Source organism: Amycolatopsis sp. NPDC023774, assembly GCF_040639695.1.
Lineage (GTDB): Bacteria > Actinomycetota > Actinomycetes > Mycobacteriales > Pseudonocardiaceae > Amycolatopsis.
In genome coordinates this window covers 105,321-123,032 of the sequence record NZ_JBFAAJ010000007.1, presented here as the reverse complement: position 1 = coordinate 123,032, position 17,712 = coordinate 105,321, and the positions used below count along the sequence as shown (strand labels likewise).

General features: G+C 70.4%; 13 protein-coding genes, 1 tRNA gene and 1 pseudogene. 5 read left to right on the top strand and 10 right to left on the bottom strand.

Annotation, left to right across the window (positions count from 1 at the left end; all coding sequences use genetic code 11):
- Window positions 1–3: 3 nt before the first annotated feature.
- From AB0F91_RS18180 to AB0F91_RS18155, 6 genes are all read right to left on the bottom strand, one after another.
- Window positions 4–837 carry a LytTR family DNA-binding domain-containing protein gene (locus AB0F91_RS18180; protein WP_360598687.1) on the bottom strand — a complete coding sequence of 278 codons (834 nt, stop codon included), beginning with the start codon at window positions 835–837 and terminating at the stop codon, window positions 4–6.
- A 162-nt stretch (window positions 838–999) separates the two neighbouring features.
- Entirely contained in the window at window positions 1,000–1,845 is an 846-nt protein-coding gene (locus AB0F91_RS18175; protein WP_360598686.1) for a S49 family peptidase, read from the bottom strand.
- A gap of 18 nt (window positions 1,846–1,863) precedes the next feature.
- Window positions 1,864–3,165, bottom strand: coding sequence for a histidine kinase (locus AB0F91_RS18170; RefSeq protein WP_360598685.1), 1,302 nt, complete (start codon window positions 3,163–3,165; stop codon window positions 1,864–1,866).
- A gap of 211 nt (window positions 3,166–3,376) precedes the next feature.
- Complete coding sequence (locus AB0F91_RS18165; protein WP_360598684.1) at window positions 3,377–4,237, bottom strand: DNA-formamidopyrimidine glycosylase family protein; 861 nt, start codon at window positions 4,235–4,237, stop codon at window positions 3,377–3,379.
- A 58-nt stretch (window positions 4,238–4,295) separates the two neighbouring features.
- Window positions 4,296–4,736, bottom strand: coding sequence for a DUF983 domain-containing protein (locus AB0F91_RS18160; protein ID WP_360598683.1), 441 nt, complete (start codon window positions 4,734–4,736; stop codon window positions 4,296–4,298).
- 108 nt (window positions 4,737–4,844) lie between these two features.
- Window positions 4,845–6,467, bottom strand: coding sequence for a sigma-70 family RNA polymerase sigma factor (locus tag AB0F91_RS18155; RefSeq protein WP_360598682.1), 1,623 nt, complete (start codon window positions 6,465–6,467; stop codon window positions 4,845–4,847).
- Between the two features lie 219 nt (window positions 6,468–6,686).
- On the opposite strand from AB0F91_RS18155, the gene AB0F91_RS18150 reads away from it, so the two are divergent.
- Window positions 6,687–6,759, top strand: a tRNA-Gly gene (locus AB0F91_RS18150).
- An 848-nt stretch (window positions 6,760–7,607) separates the two neighbouring features.
- Window positions 7,608–8,919: pseudogene (locus AB0F91_RS18145) on the top strand (alkaline phosphatase family protein).
- 90 nt (window positions 8,920–9,009) lie between these two features.
- Here the strand turns inward: AB0F91_RS18145 and AB0F91_RS18140 are convergent.
- The 4 genes from AB0F91_RS18140 to AB0F91_RS18125 all read right to left on the bottom strand — a co-directional run bounded on the left by AB0F91_RS18140 (window position 9,010) and on the right by AB0F91_RS18125 (window position 11,266).
- Window positions 9,010–9,411 carry an immunity 7 family protein gene (locus AB0F91_RS18140; protein ID WP_360598681.1) on the bottom strand — a complete coding sequence of 134 codons (402 nt, stop codon included), beginning with the start codon at window positions 9,409–9,411 and terminating at the stop codon, window positions 9,010–9,012.
- A gap of 85 nt (window positions 9,412–9,496) precedes the next feature.
- Window positions 9,497–10,039, bottom strand: coding sequence for a DUF2716 domain-containing protein (locus AB0F91_RS18135; RefSeq protein WP_360598680.1), 543 nt, complete (start codon window positions 10,037–10,039; stop codon window positions 9,497–9,499).
- Between the two features lie 182 nt (window positions 10,040–10,221).
- Window positions 10,222–10,827 (bottom strand): hypothetical protein, encoded by a 606-nt coding sequence (locus tag AB0F91_RS18130; protein WP_360598679.1) that lies wholly within the window; start codon window positions 10,825–10,827, stop codon window positions 10,222–10,224.
- Window positions 10,828–10,966: 139 nt separating this feature from the next.
- Window positions 10,967–11,266 carry a hypothetical protein gene (locus tag AB0F91_RS18125; RefSeq protein WP_360598678.1) on the bottom strand — a complete coding sequence of 100 codons (300 nt, stop codon included), beginning with the start codon at window positions 11,264–11,266 and terminating at the stop codon, window positions 10,967–10,969.
- Between the two features lie 115 nt (window positions 11,267–11,381).
- Here AB0F91_RS18125 and AB0F91_RS18120 point away from each other — a divergent pair, with 115 nt between their 5' ends.
- The 3 genes from AB0F91_RS18120 to AB0F91_RS18110 all read left to right on the top strand — a co-directional run bounded on the left by AB0F91_RS18120 (window position 11,382) and on the right by AB0F91_RS18110 (window position 17,710).
- The gene (locus tag AB0F91_RS18120; RefSeq protein WP_360598677.1) at window positions 11,382–12,704 is read left to right on the top strand and encodes a hypothetical protein; all 1,323 of its coding nucleotides are present in this window, start codon (window positions 11,382–11,384) and stop codon (window positions 12,702–12,704) included.
- A 133-nt stretch (window positions 12,705–12,837) separates the two neighbouring features.
- Entirely contained in the window at window positions 12,838–14,004 is a 1,167-nt protein-coding gene (locus tag AB0F91_RS18115; RefSeq protein ID WP_360598676.1) for a hypothetical protein, read from the top strand.
- Window positions 13,997–17,710, top strand: coding sequence for an FkbM family methyltransferase (locus AB0F91_RS18110; protein ID WP_360598675.1), 3,714 nt, complete (start codon window positions 13,997–13,999; stop codon window positions 17,708–17,710). Before AB0F91_RS18115 ends, AB0F91_RS18110 begins: the two co-directional genes overlap by 8 nt.
- The last annotated feature ends 2 nt before the right edge of the window (window positions 17,711–17,712 follow it).

The following is a 17,712-nucleotide window of genomic DNA, read 5'->3' as shown; positions in this document are numbered from 1 at the left end:
GGCTCAGCCGCCGCGGCCGGAGCCGACGAGCCGGTCCTTCAGCGCCCGCGTGTGCCGTCGGCTGACCGGCAGCACCTTCTCCTCGTTGCCGATCACGACCTGGTAGCCGCCCTGGCCCATGCGCAGCTCCGTGATCAGCGGCAACGCGACCAGGAACGAGCGGTGGATGCGCACGAACCCGGCCTTCTCCCAGCGTTCCTCGAGCTGGGCCAGCGGGATGCGCACCAGGTGGCTGCCCTCGGTGGTGAACAGCCGCGCGTAGTCGCCCTGGGCCTCCACCCACCGCACCGACGAGCGCGGGATGAGCTTGGTGGTGCCGGCGAGCTCGACGGGGATCACCTCGTCGTCGTTCTTCACCGGCTCGCCCGCGCGCTGCCCCGGCGGCGGCGACGTGGCCGCGGCCAGCTTCTCGCGCACGCGCGAGACGGACCGGTCGAGGCGGTCCTGCTGGAACGGCTTGAGCACGTAGTCGACGGCGCCGAGGTCGAACGCGTTCACGGCTTCCTCGGCGTGGCCCGTGACGAACACCAGGATCGGCGACGGGTTCATCGCCGCGATCACGCGCGACATCTCCATACCGGACAGGCCGGGCATGTCGATGTCGGCGAACACGGCGTCGACCGTCGGCAGGCCCTGCGCGCGCCGGGCGATGAGCTCGGGGTCGTCGTGGGAGAACAACCGCAGCGCGTCGGAGGCGTCCGACGCCTTGAAGACGCGGTGGATGTACGGGTTGTTCTTCAGGCCGTGGGTCAGTTCGTCAAGCCCGTTGAGTTCGTCGTCCACCGCCAGGACGATGAGCTTCCGGGTGTCTTCATGAGCACTCACAGTGAGTCGCATCCTGCCCATTGCCGAGTGCAATGTCCAGCCCCGCCCCGCTCATCCGCCCGTCGGGGAAAGCCGACGCCCCCTTTGCCCCATTCCTGGTCACGGGCGCGGCACGGTGCAGCACGACGGTGCGGCCAACCGGGCGAGTACCGGACGCGCACGGGTGTCCGGAGGTCACAAACCGAAGCGGGCCCACGCGGCCTTGGTGGTCACCGCGTCGAGCACCGCGCTCGCTGCCGCGGGCGCGCCGATGCCGAGCCGCGCGAGCAACGGCTTCTTCGGCTCGGCCACGGAGATCTCCGCGTCCGGGTACCGCTCGGTGACGATCTGGCGCAGCGAGCCGAGGCCGTCGATCAGCCCGAGGTCGAGCGCCTTCTGCCCGAGCCAGACGTCGCCGGTGAACAGATCCTCGGTGTCGGCGAGCCGGCCGCCACGGCGCTCCTTGACCCAGTCGACGAACAGCTCGTGGAGCTGGCTGTGCATCTTCTTCAGCCACTCGACGTCTTCGGGCTTCTCCGGGCTGAACGGGTCCAGCCGCGACTTGTTCGCGCCCGCCGTGTGCAGCCGGCGCTCGATGCCGAAGCGCTCCAGCAGGCCCGTGAACCCGAAGCCGCCGCTGATCACGCCGATGGAGCCGACCATCGACGTGCGGTGGGCGAAGATCTCGTCGGCCGCGCACGCGAGCCAGTAGCCGCCGGACGCGGCGACGTCCTCGGCGAAGGCCAGCACGGGCACCTTCTTCTCGTCGGCCAGCTGACGGATGCGCTCCGCAACCAGGCCTGACTGCGTCGGCGCGCCACCCGGCGAGTTGATCAGCAGCGCCACCGCCTTGAGCCGGTCGTGACCGAAGGCCCTGGTCAGCGCCGATTCGACGGCCGCCAGGTTGATCGAGCCGCGCGCCAGCGGCGAAGGCGACGGCGTGATCACGCCGTGCAGCTTCACCACCGCGACCACGTCCTTGCGCTCGACGCGGTCGCCGAGCACGGGCAGGCGGGACGTCAGCTTCTCGGTAACGCTCATGCCGCCAGGCTAGCCATCTCAGTGGGCGGGCAGCATGCCCGAACGCGATCCGTTCACACCGCTGTGCTCGGCCTCGTCGTCCTCGGGCCCGCCCTGGGGCGGCACGTCGGCCGAGTAGTCGGGCATGTTCGGGCGCACGCCGAGCTTGAACTTCGGCACGCGCAGCGTCACCTTCATGCCCGCGCCGGGCGCGGTGTCGACGGTGAGCGCGTAGTCCTCGCCGAACACCTGGCGCATGCGCTGGTTGATGTTGCCGAGGCCGACGTGGGCGCCGGTGCGGTGCGCGTTCTTCAGGTCGGTGAGCGCGCGCGGGTCCATGCCGATGCCGTCGTCCTCGACGCTGATCAGGGCCTCGGTGCCGTAGTCCTGCGCGATCACGGTGACGCAGCCGCCGCTGGGCTTGCTCGCCAGGCCGTGCTTGACCGCGTTCTCCACCAGCGGCTGGATGATCAGGAACGGCACGACCACGCTCAGCACCTCGGGCGCGATCTTCATGCGCACCTCGAGGCGACCGCCGAAGCGCGCGTTCTCGATCGTGAGGTAGCGGTCGATGTTGCGCAGCTCCTCGGCGAGCGTGGTGTACATGCCGGAGGTGCGGAACGAGTAGCGCGTGAAGTCGGCGAAGTCCTGAAGGAGCTCGCGCGCTTCTTCGGGGTCCGTGCGGATCAGCGCGGAGATCGTGTTCAGCGCGTTGTAGACGAAGTGCGGCGAGATCTGCGCGCGCAGGGCCTTGATCTCGGCCTGCTGCAGCTGGTTGCGTGACTCTTCCAACCGGGCCAGTTCGAACTGCGTGCAGACGAACTGCGCCACGGCCTCGGCCATCTGCACGAGCTTGCCGCGCGTGCGCCCGACGACGATCAGCGTGGCCTCCGCGGCGCCCTCGACCAGGATCGGCACGATGGCGGCGGTTTTCATCTTGCAGGTGCCGCGGTGGTTGCACGGCATCCGGTTGTGGTCGGCGACGGCGCGACGGTGCTTGCGCAGCGCGGTGCCGATGTCGTCGACGAGGTCGAGGTAGTGGTCGGTGGCTTCGCCAGCCCAGGACAGGAGCGTGCCCTCACTGTCGGTGATCCCCACGGCGAGGCAGTCGAGCACTTCGAGCAGCTCGGAGGTCATCCGGTTGGCGGCCTCCTCGTCGAGCCCGGCGCGCAGGTTCGGCGTGGCCTTCGACATCCGGTGCACGGCCTGCAGCACGGCGTCCTGGATCACGCCCTTGGGCCGACGCACCTTGAAGAGCAGCACGAGCACGATGACCGCGAGCACACCGGCCAGCGTCCACGGGACGACCTGCGCGAGGGGGAAGGCGGACACGACGTCCATGCTCTGCGCTCGACCGACCGGGTGCAAGGCTTGCTCCCCACTTTCTGTCCAGTTGTGACGACCGAGGGTGGCTGAACCCTACCGAGCGGCGTGCCAGGGCCGCATGGTCACTCCCTGCGACGGCCGTCGGGTTGGGTTTCCCGTTCGGCCCAGCGCTCTCACGGCGCGAACGGACGCGTCGTGCGGAGGTTCGCGGAGCCCGGGCCCGGTGTTACTTGAGCAGGCGGGACATGCGCCGGTCAGCGAGAGGTTTGCCGCCCGTCTGGCAGGTGGGGCAGTACTGGAAGGACTTGTCGGCGAACGAGATCTCGCGGATGGTGTCGCCGCAGACCGGGCAGGGCAGGCCGGTGCGGGCGTGCACGCGCAGGCCCGAGCGCTTCTCGCCCTTGAGCATCGCGGCTTTCTGGCCGACGGAGCGCTGCACGGCGTCGGACTCGATGTCGTGGATGGCGGCGGCCAGCGTCTCCAGCGCGCCCTCGTCGAGCTTGCCGACGGTGGCGTACGGGGAAAGCTTGGCCTTGTGCATGATCTCGTCGGAGTAGGCGTTGCCGATGCCGGCGATGAGCGACTGGTCGGTGAGCGCCCACTTGAGCCGCGTGCCCTTGCCGGCGAAGAGCTCGCGCAGCTGCGACGCGTCGAGCGACAGGGCGTCCGGCCCCAGGCGCGCGACGCTGGGGATCTCGCTCGGGTCGCGGACGATCCAGACGGCGAGGCCCTTCTTCGTGCCCGCTTCGGTGAGGTCGAAGCCCGGCCCGGCCGCCGCGTTGAGGTGCACGCGCAGCGAGATCGGGCCCTTGCCCGGCTTCAACGGCGTCGGCGAAAGCTGGTCGGACCAGCGCAGCCAGCCGGCGCGCGCCAGGTGGACGACGAGGTGCAGGTCGCCGAGGACCACGTCGAGGTGCTTGCCGTGGCGCGTGGCGCCGGTGATTTCGCGGCCGTGCAGCTCGGTGTAGGGCGGCACGGCCGTCTTCAGGACGCTGAGCGAGGCGACGTCGAGCCGGAACACCGTGGCGCCCACGGCGTGTTCGCGCAGGTGATGGGCGAGTGCTTCGACCTCGGGCAGCTCGGGCATGGCACCAGTCTTGCTCGTGCTGCCCGAATCGGCCAGGTGCCCGGCCTGTTCGACTGAGCTATTCGACCGGGTGCAGGGGACCGTCGAAGTCGGGCAGCGAGTGCTTCTGGATCGTCTTCGTGATCCGCTTGACCTCGCCCGACACCGTGAACATGCCCCGGATCGTGCCGACCCAGCGCTCAGACGGCCGGTCACCCGTCACGTCGCCCTCGGTCTCGGCCACGACCGTCCACGGCCGCCGCAGGATCCAGCGCAGCGGGAAGAACAGCAGCACCAACAGGATCGCGAGGAACACCCACGCCGGCACGCGCACCTGGTCCGGCGTCCAGATCACGAGCACCACGGCCAGGAACGCGGTGACCAGGAGCATGGCGATGCCCGGCGTGTAGCTGCCGGCCACATCGTGTTCGAAATCGTCCGCGGTGGCGGGCGCCCGCCACTCCATCTGGGCTCGGACCACCCAGTCACGGCCGTCTTCGCCGCGCACCAGCCGGTTCATCCTGTTGCCTCCCGGGCGACGCTCGAGTCGGTCAACGTTACCGTGACGGCGCCCGTCAGCGCGAGGTGGTCACGGAGCGTGGCGCGAGGTTTGCCCGGTTTTCGCTGCTCAGGGAGCCGGCGGTGAATCGGAATCGGCCGAACCGGTGACATCCGAGGGGGTCACGTCTCCCGAGTCCTGGGAAGCGGTATCCGTCTCGGACCGGGTCTCCGACTGCGTGGACTTGGTCGGAGCGCGCTTCGCGGACGATCCGGGCTTCTCCGGGACGGTGCCGCCCGGCGCCGGCGTGGTCGTGACCGTCGGCGGGAGGTAGGTCTCCGGCGGGGGCACATACGTGAACGTCGGCGGCGGCACGAACGACGGCGGGTACGACGTGCGCGTGGTGCTGAACGGGCCGTCGATCGACGGGTCGTCGCACGGGTCACCCGGTGTCAGGTCCGGATCGGTGTCGGCGCGCGAGTCCGTGGATTCGGTGGCGTCCGGGGAGTTCTGGCTCGACACCGTGGAGTGCGACTGGCTGACGCCGGGGAGGTCATCGCGGGCCGAAACGTCGGACGGCTGCCCGGCGCCGGCTCCAGCAACAGGCCCGCCCGGGAGCTTCGGCACGTCGTTGGCGCCCAGGTGCGAGCCGACGGTGTGAGCCGACGGGTGCTGCGGACGCGCGGCCCCGTGCAGCTGGCCGGTCGCCACGCGCGGGCCGTGTTGCACCTGCGGAGGCGGCTGCTGAGCCGGCGGCGCGGGCGGCTGCAACGCCAGTTCTGGCGCACCACCCTGCAGACCGACGTCCTGCACCGGGTGCGTACCGAACACGAGCGGACCGGTCGTGAACCCGGCGACGCCCGCGGCGGCCGTCGACGCGAGCGCGAGCCCGACCTTCACCTTCGAGCCGAACAGCACGCTCTTCACGGTGGTGACGACCCCCGTCACACCGGCAGCCTTGCCGATGCCCACCAGCGCGGGCACCGCGACCACGAGCACCTCTGCGTGCGCACGCAGCGAGGAACAGACGTCGCGCAGCTCGTCCTGCGTCGCGCGGCACGACGCGCACCCCAGCAGGTGCGCCTTGATCCGCTTGGCCTCGGCGCCCGTGACGCTGCCCGCGGTGAAGCCGCCCATCTTCTCGACGACCGAACGGCACGTCTCCGGCCCGCGGTTCACCGAAAGGTGCGCCTGGAGATAGGCCGCGCGAAGGCCCTGGCGCGCACGGCGGGCGAGCGCCGCCGTCGCGTTGGCCGAAAGCCCGAAGTGCGGCGCGACCATGGCGGGTTGCTCACCCTCGACCTCGGTCTGCCACAACACCGTGCGCCAACGCTCGGGCAAGCTCGTGAACGCCGTGGTGATCAGCGTGTGCTCGGCGGTGCGCGCGTTGGTGTCGGCGCCCGCGCCGGCGCGGAACGTCAGCTCGTCGTCGGTCACCGGCACGTCGCGGCGCGCCCCGTGCCACTCCCACGACACCCGGCGGGCAACGGTCAGGAGGTACGCGCGGACGTAGTCACGCGGGCCCGCGCCGCGCCGCAGCGCCTGCAGAACCCGGAAGAACGTCTCGGCCGTGATGTCCTCGGCCTCGGACCTGTCCGACGCGAGGCTCTGCGCCAACCTGCGCACGGCCGCCGCGTGGAGCTCGAACAGCTCCCCGAACGCGGCGTCTTCCCCGTTGCGGAGCCGCTGAAGCAGTGCCTGCTCGTCGGATTCCGAGGCCGCTGGTGGCGGCGCCGTGCCCAGCTCGGTCATCCGGCAAGGCACCTCCTCCCCCGAAGGACTCACCACTCGGTCGAATGGGGACACCATACGGAGCGAAAAGCCCGTCGTCACCCCCTGTGCGCCCGATGTGACAACGAAGCACCGGGTCGAAGCACGTCACAGGCCGGGCAGCGCCAAGGTGGACCCCCCGAAAGTGGCTCCCACCCCTCGGTATAGAGTTACGGCAACACCGAGCAACAAGCGGTGAACGCGGATGTAGCGCAGCTGGTAGCGCATCACCTTGCCAAGGTGAGGGTCGCGGGTTCGAATCCCGTCATCCGCTCGGTCCAGGGGCCACTCTGCTCGCGGAAAGCGCGAGCTGGGTGGCCCTCGCCATGTCTCCCGGGGGCCGAGCCCCCGGGCCCCCACGGTGCCATCGGTGACCATTCCTGCATGGCTGAGATGGGGGAGCTACTGCGCGGGGCGCAGTGCTCGTGGTGAGACAGGTGGGGTGGTTGGGTGCGGGTGAGATGCGCTGTGCGGCCCAGGTGAGTGGTGAGAGAACCGCATTGTTCAGGTGCGGGCGAGACGCCCTGCCCGGCCCAGCTGAGTCGTGAGAGAACCGCATTGTTCAGGTGCGGGCGAGACGCCCTGCCCGGCCGAGGTGCCCCGGTGAGGCGAGGTCCCGGGGCGAGTGGAGTGGGTGACCATGCTCCGCGCGCCCGAGTCGAGTGGTGAGAGAGCCGCGTTGCTGAGGTGCGGGTGAGGTGCGCGGCGCGGCCGAGTCGAGTGGGGCGGCCGGCGGCGTTAGTGAGGTGCGGGCGACGGAGTCGGCCCGAGGAAGCTCGGGGGCCGGCGAAGCAGGCATTCGGGCCGAGCAATCTCCCCACCGGCGCGGACTGCCACCTCGCCTTGCCTACAGAAGGCTGGCAACGCAGCGGCGACTGCGCCCAGAACCCTCCCTGCACCTCGATCCGCAGCGTCCGCAGTGACAATCGATGATCGGGGTGCGTCCAGCGGCACCCGTCACTCGTTCCGAGATAACCACCTTTTTGAGTGGCGAGGTGGCAGCGGGGTGTCAGCCATGACCGAACTGACTCGTCGCCGTCTTCTCGGATCCACCGCCGGAGCCGCCGGCGCTGAGCGCCCAAACACGGCTCGATCAAGGACATCGAGCACGTCGTGCTGCTGATGCAGGAAAACCGGTCGTTCGACCACTACTTCGGCACCATGCGCGGCGTCCGCGGGTTCGGTGACCCGCACGCCAAGAAGCTGCCGAACGGCAAGTCCGTGTTCTACCAGCCCGACGCCGAGAACCCCGCCGGCTACGCGCTGCCGTTCCACCTCGACACCCACGCCACCAACGCCCAGAAGATCCCCTCGACCTCCCACGCCTGGCAGGTCCAGCACGACGCCCTCAACGGCGGCAAGATGGACAGCTGGCTCCCGGCGCACCGCGAGGCCGACGGCAAGAACGGCCCCTACGTGATGGGTTACCACACGCGCGCCGACCTGCCGTTCCAGTTCGCGCTCGCCGAAGCCTTCACCGTGTGCGACTCCTACTTCTGCTCGGTGCTCGGCCCGACGTGGCCCAACCGCATGATGTGGATGACCGGCACCGTCGACCCCGACGGCGAGAACGGCGGTCCGATCCTCGACAACAACGCCCCCGCCGGCGGCTACACCTGGACCACGTACTCAGAGCGCCTCCAGGCCGTGGGCGTGAGCTGGAAGGTCTACGAGCAGAGCGGCACCTACGGCTGCAACATGCTCGAGAACTTCGCCAACTTCAAGAACGCGCCGGCCAACGCCGCTCGCCGTCAACGGCCTGACCCACCGCCCCGAAGGCCAGTTCGAATACGACGCGCGCAACGACAAGCTGCCCACCGTATCGTGGATCATCTGCACCTCCACGGCTTCGGAGCACCCGAACTACACGCCCGCCGAAGGCGCGGCGTTCGTCGCCTCGAAGATCGACGCCATCGCGTCCAACCCGGACGTGTGGGCCAAGACCGCGTTCATCCTCAACTACGACGAGAACGACGGCCTGTCCGACCACGTCGTCCCGCCGACGCCGCCCGCCGGCACCCCGTACGAGTTCGTCACCAAGACCTCGCCGGGCGGCACCAAGGGCAACGGGCTCTCGGTCGGCGCGGGCTACCGCGTCCCGGCGATCATCATCTCGCCCTGGACCGCGGGTGGCTGGGTGTGCAGCGAGCCGTTCGACCACACGTCGACGCTGCAGTTCCTCGAGCAGGTCACCGGTGTGCGCGAGACGAACATCTCCGACTGGCGCCGCAAGACCTTCGGTGACATGACCTCAGCCTTCCGCTTCAACGACCACAAGGCGCAGCCGCCGACGCTGCCCGACACCTCGGGCCCGCTCACGCTGTCGCGCGACGAGGCCGCGAACCTGCCCGCGCCGGTGTTCCCCGGCACGGACCAGAAGCCGCCGCGCGAAGAGCCGGGCAGCCGCCCACAGACGCCGAACCACCACCACTGACGGCGTCCCACTGAGAACACCCTCCCGCGGGCAGATAAAAGCGAGCGGCCCCTTCGTGCCACCAGCGCGAAGGGGCCGTTCGTGCGGTTCCTACAGCTCGTAGACGTCCAGCACGGTCGGGGCGACCGGCGTGAGGTGCTCGTCGCGGAACTCGGACACGAGGCCGCGCGCCATGCGGAACACGCGGAACTCGTTGTCGTGGTCGGGATCCTGGTCGTCCCAAACGTGCAGCAGCCCGTACGAACCCGGCGCCAGCTCGCCGACGCGCGTGAACGTCTCCAGCAGCTCGGGCGCGATCGCCCCGCCGTGCTTGTCGAGGCCGCCGAGGTGCAGCATCGGCATGCCCGCGCTCCAGCGGAGGTCGACGAGGTCCAGCGTGCCGGCGTCCCGCACGGCTCGGTGGACGCGATCGACCAGGCGCTCCAGCAGAGCAGCGTCGTCGTCGCCGCTCGTGGTCGCCGCGATGGTCACCCAGCCGTGGTATTCGTACACGTCGCGAACGGTAGCAGCGCCACAAGCTGCGCCGATGCGCCGGTCGGCCCGCCGCGGCGGGCGGTTCCCCAGGCCGGACGGGCGGTCAGCGCGCCAGTGCGCTGGGGCGGCCGTCGCGGCGCAGGATCTTGGTCAGCACGCCCTCGCCGTGCTTCTCCACGGCGGGCAGCAGCCGATCACCGAACGCGCACAGCGTGCGCTCCCACGGGTGCCCGAGCGTGCCGAAGCTGAAGTCCTCGGCGAGGAACAGGTGGTAGTCGCCGCGCGGGAACACGGGCACGGGCCACGCCGCGCCCTCGGGCATGCGGTGGGGCCAGAACTTGAACGACTGGTGCTGCCAGTGCAGCACCCACAGCCACTCGTCCTCGCGGACAGTCTCCTTCAGCGCCGCCAGCGCGATCCGCGCGACGTCGGGCTCCTCCACCGCGTACGGCCCCAGCCGGAACTCCGCCGACGCACGGTCGAAGTCACCCGCCGACAGGTCCCACGTACGCGACGGCGCGGGCTCGCGGAAGCCGGGCCAGTCGTGCGCGAAGGTGCTCGGCCAGAAGCCGAGCGTGTTGTAGACCCAGTACCAAGCGGGCTCGTCGGCCACTCTGGAGAGTGGCTCCCAGGCTGCTGCGTTCACTTATCGACCTCGAAGTCGTCGGCCGGCTCAATACTGACGAAAGCTTCGTGTCCGGGGGCGAGATTGTCCAGTCCAGGGCCGCCCCGTGCCAAATGTGTCACCCGAGTGGGTGTGTCCCGTGGCCGTGGCCTGGGCAATCGGTGACCGAACGCGGCCGCAGCGTCCGGTCACCGACCATCACCTCACGCAGCGTCCCACAGGGTCATGAAGGCCGACGCCTCGCTGAACGCCCACGGCCGCAGCCGGTCGCGATCGCGCGCCGTGAGCGTGAACTCCTTCGCGCGCCGCACGTCGACGACCAGCGCCTCGCCGCCCGGCAGGATGTCGGACATGCCCTGCACGAGCAGCCACAGCGCCAGCTGCGCTGCGTCACGGGTGAGCGGTTCCTCCTTGAAGTAGAGCCAGGTCGCGTAGCGCTGACCGTTGCTCTTGCGCAGGCCGAGCTGCGGACTCAGGCCCACCTCCAGCTCCCCCAACGGCACGCGCGCCCGGCCGACCTCGATCAGCTTCGGGTCGCGCCGGCCCAGGTAACGCAGCCACCCCTCGGCGATGGCCGAGTAGTGCGGGCGCGTGCGGTCGTCGGCGTGGTGGACCAGCGAACGCATCGCCACCTCGTCCTGCCGCGCCGCGCGCCCGGCCCGCACCGCATTGGCCGCCCGCCGGTAGTAGTTGAACGCCGCCCGCGCCGGGTCCTCGTACAGCCGCCGCTGGCGCCGCACGAACGACGACCGCGTGGGACCCGTGCTCGCGCTGTAGCCGACGAACGTGGGCAGGGTGATGTAGGCCATGGGACAGCCGCCTTCCGGTCCGAACTCTTCGCCGATGCCGCCCCCGCTGAACCCACGGCACCTACGGTGAACGCTGCGCGAGCGACATCTCCCCTGGACAAGACCAATTTTAGAACATGTGTACGACAGTTTTTGCCGCTCAACGGGTGACGGGTGGCCAGGTTCCGGCGAGGAGTTCGCGGGCCTGCTGCAGGATCTGGTCCTCGCAGAAGCTGACGGGCGTGACGTCGGTGGAGATCCAGGAGTCGAGCATCGCGATCCACCGCTGAAGGTCACGCAATGCCTCGGGCGACCCGAGCCGCTCCGACTGCTCCCGCACGCTGCGGCTGGCGGCGCCGACGGGCGTCTCACCGCGCACCATCGCGCCCAGCGTCTCGCCGAGCCGTTCCCAACGCGCTGTCGCGGTGTCGGCGGGCACCTCACCGCGGTTCGAGGACATACACCGATCCTACGGACGGCCCTGGACCCTGGACGCCACGCGACCGGCGCGGAATGATCTCGCCGACGAATCGATCACGAGTCTACAAACCGGTACCCCCCGCAGGTCCGGGTGCATGAAAAACTACGGCCCCGACCAGTGGCAGAGGATGGCGATGAGCTGGCAGGAAGAGCTTCGGCGGCTGGACTCCGACCTGGCCGCGGGCCGGATCGGGCACGCCGAGCACCGGCACAAGCGCGAGGAGCTGCTCGCGGAGGCGTCCGGCGGGGGCGCGGCCTCGCCGGTGGCGTCGCCGTTGCAAGCGGGCGCGGGTGAGATGCCGGCCCAGGTCACGGAACCGAGCGCGGCCGCGGGGACGTGGAGCGCCGACCCGGTCTCGTGGAACCAGCCCCAGCAGGGCTGGGCGCCGACCACCCCGACCACGCCGAGCACCCCGAGCACGGCGAACACGTGGGCCAGCGCCAACCCCGCGATCCAGCAGCAGCAGCTCCAGCCGGTCTGGCACCCCGTCCAGCAGCAGGTCACCGAGCCCGTGCCCGCGGAGCCGCAACCCGAGCCCCAGCCGGAGAAGCACGACAAGAAGAAGGCCAAGCCGCAGCGGCCGCCCCGGTCGTCGCTGACCCGGAAACCGCGGTGGAGCCCGAAGGACGGCGAGCCGTCGTTCGCGACCGCGCCGAGCCCGGCCGACACGAAACCGACCGGCTACCTGCCTGTCACCGGCGACACGGGTGACCTGGGCCGCCGGCCGGCGCCCGAGCTGCGCCGCCTGTGGGAGGAAGCGCCGCCGCGCAAGAAGAAGCCGACGTGGCTGTTCCTGTCACTGGGCGTGCTGGTCGTGCTGGCGCTGGTCGTCGGCGGTATCTGGTACATCGGCAACCGGCCGGACCAGAGCGACACCGCCGACACCGTCTCGCCGCCACCGATCCCGTCGGCCACCGGCAGCCCGGATCCGTCGGCGTCGCTGGAGGACAAGCTGCCGGCCCTGGCCGGTACGCCGAACCCCGACAACTCGACGATGTCGCTCGACAAGGCCGTGCAGCTGAAGGTCGTGTCGCAGGCCGACGCGGACCTGATGAAGACGGCCACCGCGACCGAACTCGTCTACCACGCGTACGCCGACACCACGCACACCGACAACGGCACGATCCTGCTCGCCGTGCCGACGCCTTCGCCCGCGCAGGCCGCGCAGCTCGTGAAGGGCCTCAAGCAGAACCTCACCGCGGGCGGCTTCGGCAGCACACCGCTCGGACCCGCGCCGACGGACCTGCTGTACTCCGGCAGCAGCCCGGCCGGACGCGTCCTCGCGTTCTGGTACACCTCCGGTCCGGTGGCGATCGGAATCGGCGTATCGCAGCCGCTCCCGGACGACGCGGTGGTGCTCCGATCGCGGATCGAACAGATCCGCACGAAGGTGGCGGCAGCCCTGCCCGCCCGCTGATGCGGCCCCGGACACGGAAGGCGACCCGCGGGGTCGCGCGGGGTCACAGCCGTGCACAATGTCCACGTCGTCACACACATCGGGTCGCGGTGGCGCACTGATCGTCGCATGCCGACAGATAAGGGGGGCCCTGGTGTCCTGGCAGGAGGAGCTGCGGCGGCTGGACGAGGAGCTCGCGTCAGGGCGGCTGTCCGCGGACGACTACCGGATCCGGCGCGACCAGGTGCTGTCCTCGGCCGTCGGCCAGCAGGACCAGCCGGCCCCGCAGCAGGCCGCCCCGAGCTCGGACTCGACGCAGATCATCACGCCGGTCAGCCCGCCGCAGGGCATGCCGCAGCAGCAGCCGGCCCCGCAGCAGCCCGCCGGTGACCCGAGCGCGGAACGCACCCAGGCCGTGCAGTCCTGGCAGATGCAGCAGCACGCCGACCCCGCACGCACCGAGTACGTGCAGCCCCAGCAGCAGCCGCCGCAGGCGCAGTACTCCCCTCCCGGCGGGTTTCAGCAACCGGCCTCCCCCGCCGGCGGCTTCCCGCAGCAGCAGCCGTGGAACGCGCCCGAGGGCGACCAGAGCCCGCCGTGGGGCGGTGGCGACCTCCCGCCGCTCGGCCCGACGGGCAACGACTCCTTCCGCCAGGGTCCCGAGTTCTTCGCCGAGAAGCCCAAGTCGGGCAACGGCAAGAAGATCGGCGCGATCGTCGGCGCCGTGGTCGTGCTGGCCGCGATCGCGTTCGGTGCCTACTGGCTCTGGGGCCGTGACAGCGGGGGCGGCAACGAGCAGCCCACCGCCCAGCCGACGCAGCAGGCGCCCTCCAGCGCGCCGAAGCCGCCGGACGGGATGGCGGTCGCCGACATTCCGGGCGCTGCGGAGAAGTACGACACCATCAAGAGCTTCACGCAGATCCCGGCGCTGAATTACCTCACCTCCGACGAGCTGTCGACGTACGAGGCCGCGCAGGCCGGCGACGTGAAGTTCGTGGTGCACGACCTCGGCGGCGGCGCCCGGGCGATCCTCATGTTGACCAAGGTGAGCAGCCCGGCCGCGGCGCAGGACGCAGCGAGCAAGCTGCTGGCCACGCAAATCCGCAACGACGCCACCCGCGTCACCGACGCCCCGGACGGCGTGTTCGTCACCTCGGTCGACGCGAAGGACAGCTCCCCCGCGCAGATCCGTGGCCACTATTCGCACGGCAACGTGGTGGTCCGGATCGAGGTGACCGCTCCGGGAAGCCTGCAGACCGCGAAGACGAACTTCGACACGATCCTCGCTGCTCAGCTGAAGGTGCTCCCGAGCAATGGGTGACGCGTGCACAGTCACCGCGTGCACGATCGTCGCGCGCAACTACCTGCCCGCGGCCCGTGTCCTGGCCAGGTCCTACCTGGCGCAGCACCCCGAAAACGACTTCGTCATCGCGGTCATCGACGGCCACGAGGACGAGCGCGACGGGTACCGGGTCGTCGGGCAGGACGCGTTCGGCATCGACCGGGACGACTACCTGCGCATGGCCACGGCGTACTCGGTGACCGAGCTGGCCACCTCGGTCAAGCCCTATCTGCTGCGCGAGTTGCGCCGCGAGTACGACGTCGCGATCTACCTCGATCCGGACATCAGGGTCTTCGCGCCGATGCCGGAGATCGCGGAGCTCGCGATGGAGCACGGCATCGTGCTCACCCCGCACGTGCTGTCCCCGCTGCCGCGCGACGGGATGGAGCCCGACGAGGCCGTCATCATGGGCGCCGGGATCTTCAATCTCGGCTTCATCGGGGTCGGTCCCGGCTCCGGTGACTTCCTCGATTTCTGGGCGCAGCGGTTGCGGCACGACGCGATTGTGGCGCCGGAACGACAGCTGTTCACCGACCAGCGCTGGGTGGACAACGTGCCCGCGCTCTTCGGCCACCACGTGCTCGTGGACCCCGGTTTCAACGTCGCGTACTGGAACCTGCACGACCGCCCGGTCGAACGCGACGACAACGGCGAGCTGACCGCGGGCGGGGCGAAACTGCGGTTCTTCCACTTCAGCGGTTACCGGCCGGAGACGCCGTGGCTGCTGACCTACTACTGCGCACGCGAACCGCGCGTGCTGCTCTCGGCCAGCCCTGAACTGCGCGAGCTGTGCGACGCCTACGGTGCGGCGCTGCGCGACGCGGGTTACGCCGAGACGCTGGAAGCGGTGCCTTACGGTTTCGCCGGTTTCGGGGACGGCACGCCGCTGCCCAAGCTGGCCCGGCGCGTGTTCCGCGAGGCCTGGATCAAGGCCGAGCGCAAGAACAAGCGTCTCCCACCGCACGCCTACGGCGAAGACGGCGGCCGCGCCCTGCGCGAGTGGCTGGCCGGCGCGGAGGACTCGGCGCAAGCGGCGTCCGGGCTGAATCGGGCGGCGCTCGCCGTCTGGGATTCCCGTGTCGATCTTCGAACCGCCTTTCCGCATCCGACGGGTGAGGACGCCGAGAAGTTCCGCGCGTGGTGCGTGACCTCCGGCATCAACGAGGGCGAACTCGCCGAGTGGGCGCTGCCCGGTCATCCGGTGGCCGCCCGCGCGCCGGTGGACGAGTTCGGCGTCAACCTGCTCGGGTATCTGACGGCCGAGCTGGGCGTCGGCGAGATGGGCCGGATCGTGCACGAGGTGATCGAGACCGCCGGGGTGCCGATCGCGTCGGTCGTCGAGGAACGGATCCTGAACCGCACCGGTCTCGATCAACCGGAGAGCCTCGGTGACCCGCGGTTCCCGGTGAGCGTGCTCGCCGTCAACGCCGACCAGACGAGGGTGCTGCTCGGCACACATCCCGAGGTCGGGCACGACCGCTACCGGATCGGCCTGTGGGCGTGGGAGACCGAGGATTTCCCCGCCTCGATGCACGAGGCGTTCGGTCTGGTCGACGAGGTGTGGACGGTCAGCGACTTCTGCCGCACCGCGATCGCCAAGCACTCGCCGATCCCGGTCAAGACCGTGCCGGTTCCGGTGCGCGATCCTGGTGAGCCCTCCCGCCCCGCCCGCGAGGCCGGTGAGCCGGTCCGGTTCCTGTTCGCGTTCGACTTCAACAGCATCGCGCAGCGCAAGAACCCGTGGGGCACGATCAAGGCGTTCCAGCAGGCCTTCCCCGGCCGCGACGACGTGCGGCTGACCATCAAGACCATCAACGCGAAGCAGCGCCCGTTCGAGGCGGAGCGGCTGCGCGCGGCGGCAGCGACCGATCCGAGGATCGACCTGATCGAGCGTTACTTGTCGGTGGCCGAACTGAACGACCTCTACGACCGCAGCACGTGCTACGTGTCGCTGCACCGGGGCGAGGGTTTCGGGCTGACCGTGGCCGAGGCGATGGCGCGCGCCATGCCGGTCATCTCGACGGACTACTCCAGCACCACCGAGTTCCTCGACTCGACCACCGGCTGGCCGGTGCCCTACCGGCTGGTCCCGGTGGGCAAGGGCAACGACCCGTACGAGCCGGACACCCTGTGGGCGGATCCGGACGTCGAGGCGGCCGCGGCCGCCATGCGCGAGGTCGCCGACGATCCGGACGAGGCCGAGCGGCGCGGCCGGAAGGCGCGCCAGCACGTGCTGCGCACGCGGTCCATGGCGGCCGCCGCCGAGTGGATGCGCGGCGAGCTGCGCGGCGCCTACGAAATCTGGCGTTCGCGCCAGGCGTACCGGCCTCAGGAGCCCGAGCACCCGCTGACCCCGGTGCGCAAGGCGGCGGAGGCGCTGCAATGGCGGCCGGAGCCGGGCGCGCCCTCGAGGACGCCGCTGGCGCCCGCGATGCGCAAGGCCATGCTGCGTGCCATCGACCACTACGACGTGCATCAACGCCGGGTCATGGGCGAGCTGCGCGACGCCACGGAGGAGACCACCAGCAGGTTGCTGGCCCGCCTGGAGTCCGTGGAGGCGCGCCTCGACGACGCGCAGCGTGCCGCGGAGCTGAGCCGCCGCTTCGACGACAAGCTGCACACACTCAAGACCTCGGTCGAGGGCCGGCTGCGGGCGCTGGAGACTTCGGTCGACGAGCTGCGCGACCAGACGCCGGGCCTCGATCTGGCGGTGCGCACCATCGAGGCCGACGTCAGCAAGATGTCGGAGAGCTTCACCGGCGAGCTGGAGTCGGTCACGGCGAGCGTGCACGCCGACTTCTCGGCCCGCGACCAACGGCTCGACCAGGACGAAGAAGCAATCCAGCGCGTTTCCGTCGACCTGGGTGCGCTGCGCGACGCCGCCCGGCTCTCGCACGTTCCGATCCCGCGCGACGCCGAGGTCGTGGTCAGCGACGTGGGCGCGCTGCTGATGCCGGTCGACGAGGTCATGCTCCCGTGGATCCAGTTCCACCGGTCCTGGGAGAACAGTGAGGCCGAGCTCATGTGCGAGTTGGTGACCCGGCATCCCGGCGCCATCCTCGACATCGGCGCGCACGTCGGTTACCACACGCTGCGGCTGATGCGGTCCTGTCCGGACGTCAGTCACGTGATCGCGGTCGAGGCCGATCCCCTCAACGCCCGATACCTGCGCCGCAACCTCGAGGTGAACCTGCCCGCCGCCGCGGTAGCGCTGACCACAGTGCTGCCGGTGGCCGCCTGGGATCACGCCGGCACCGTGCGACTCACCCATCCGGAAGCCGACAACAGCGGCGACAACCGGGTCAGCGAGGACGGGCCGGGGATCGAGGTGCCCGCGGTCCGGCTCGGCGAGGTGCCGGAGGTGCGCGAGCAGCAGATCTCCCTGATCAAGGTCGACCTGCAGGGCCGCGATCACCGGGCGCTGGCCGGGCTGGACGAGGTGCTGCGCCGCGACCGCCCGCACATCGTGTGCGAGTTCTGCCCGGGCGCCATCGAGGAACTCGGGGACGATCCACATGCGGTGCTCGCCCGCTACCGCGAGCTGGGCTACCAGCCGATCGAGGTCGGCGAAGAAGGGCCGGTCACCTACCCACAGGGTGATCGGGAGCTGATTCGCAACGCCCGGCGTAACGAAAAGGACTTCGTGACGCTGTGGCTCCGACCAGAACCCGCCTTGGCTGGGTAATT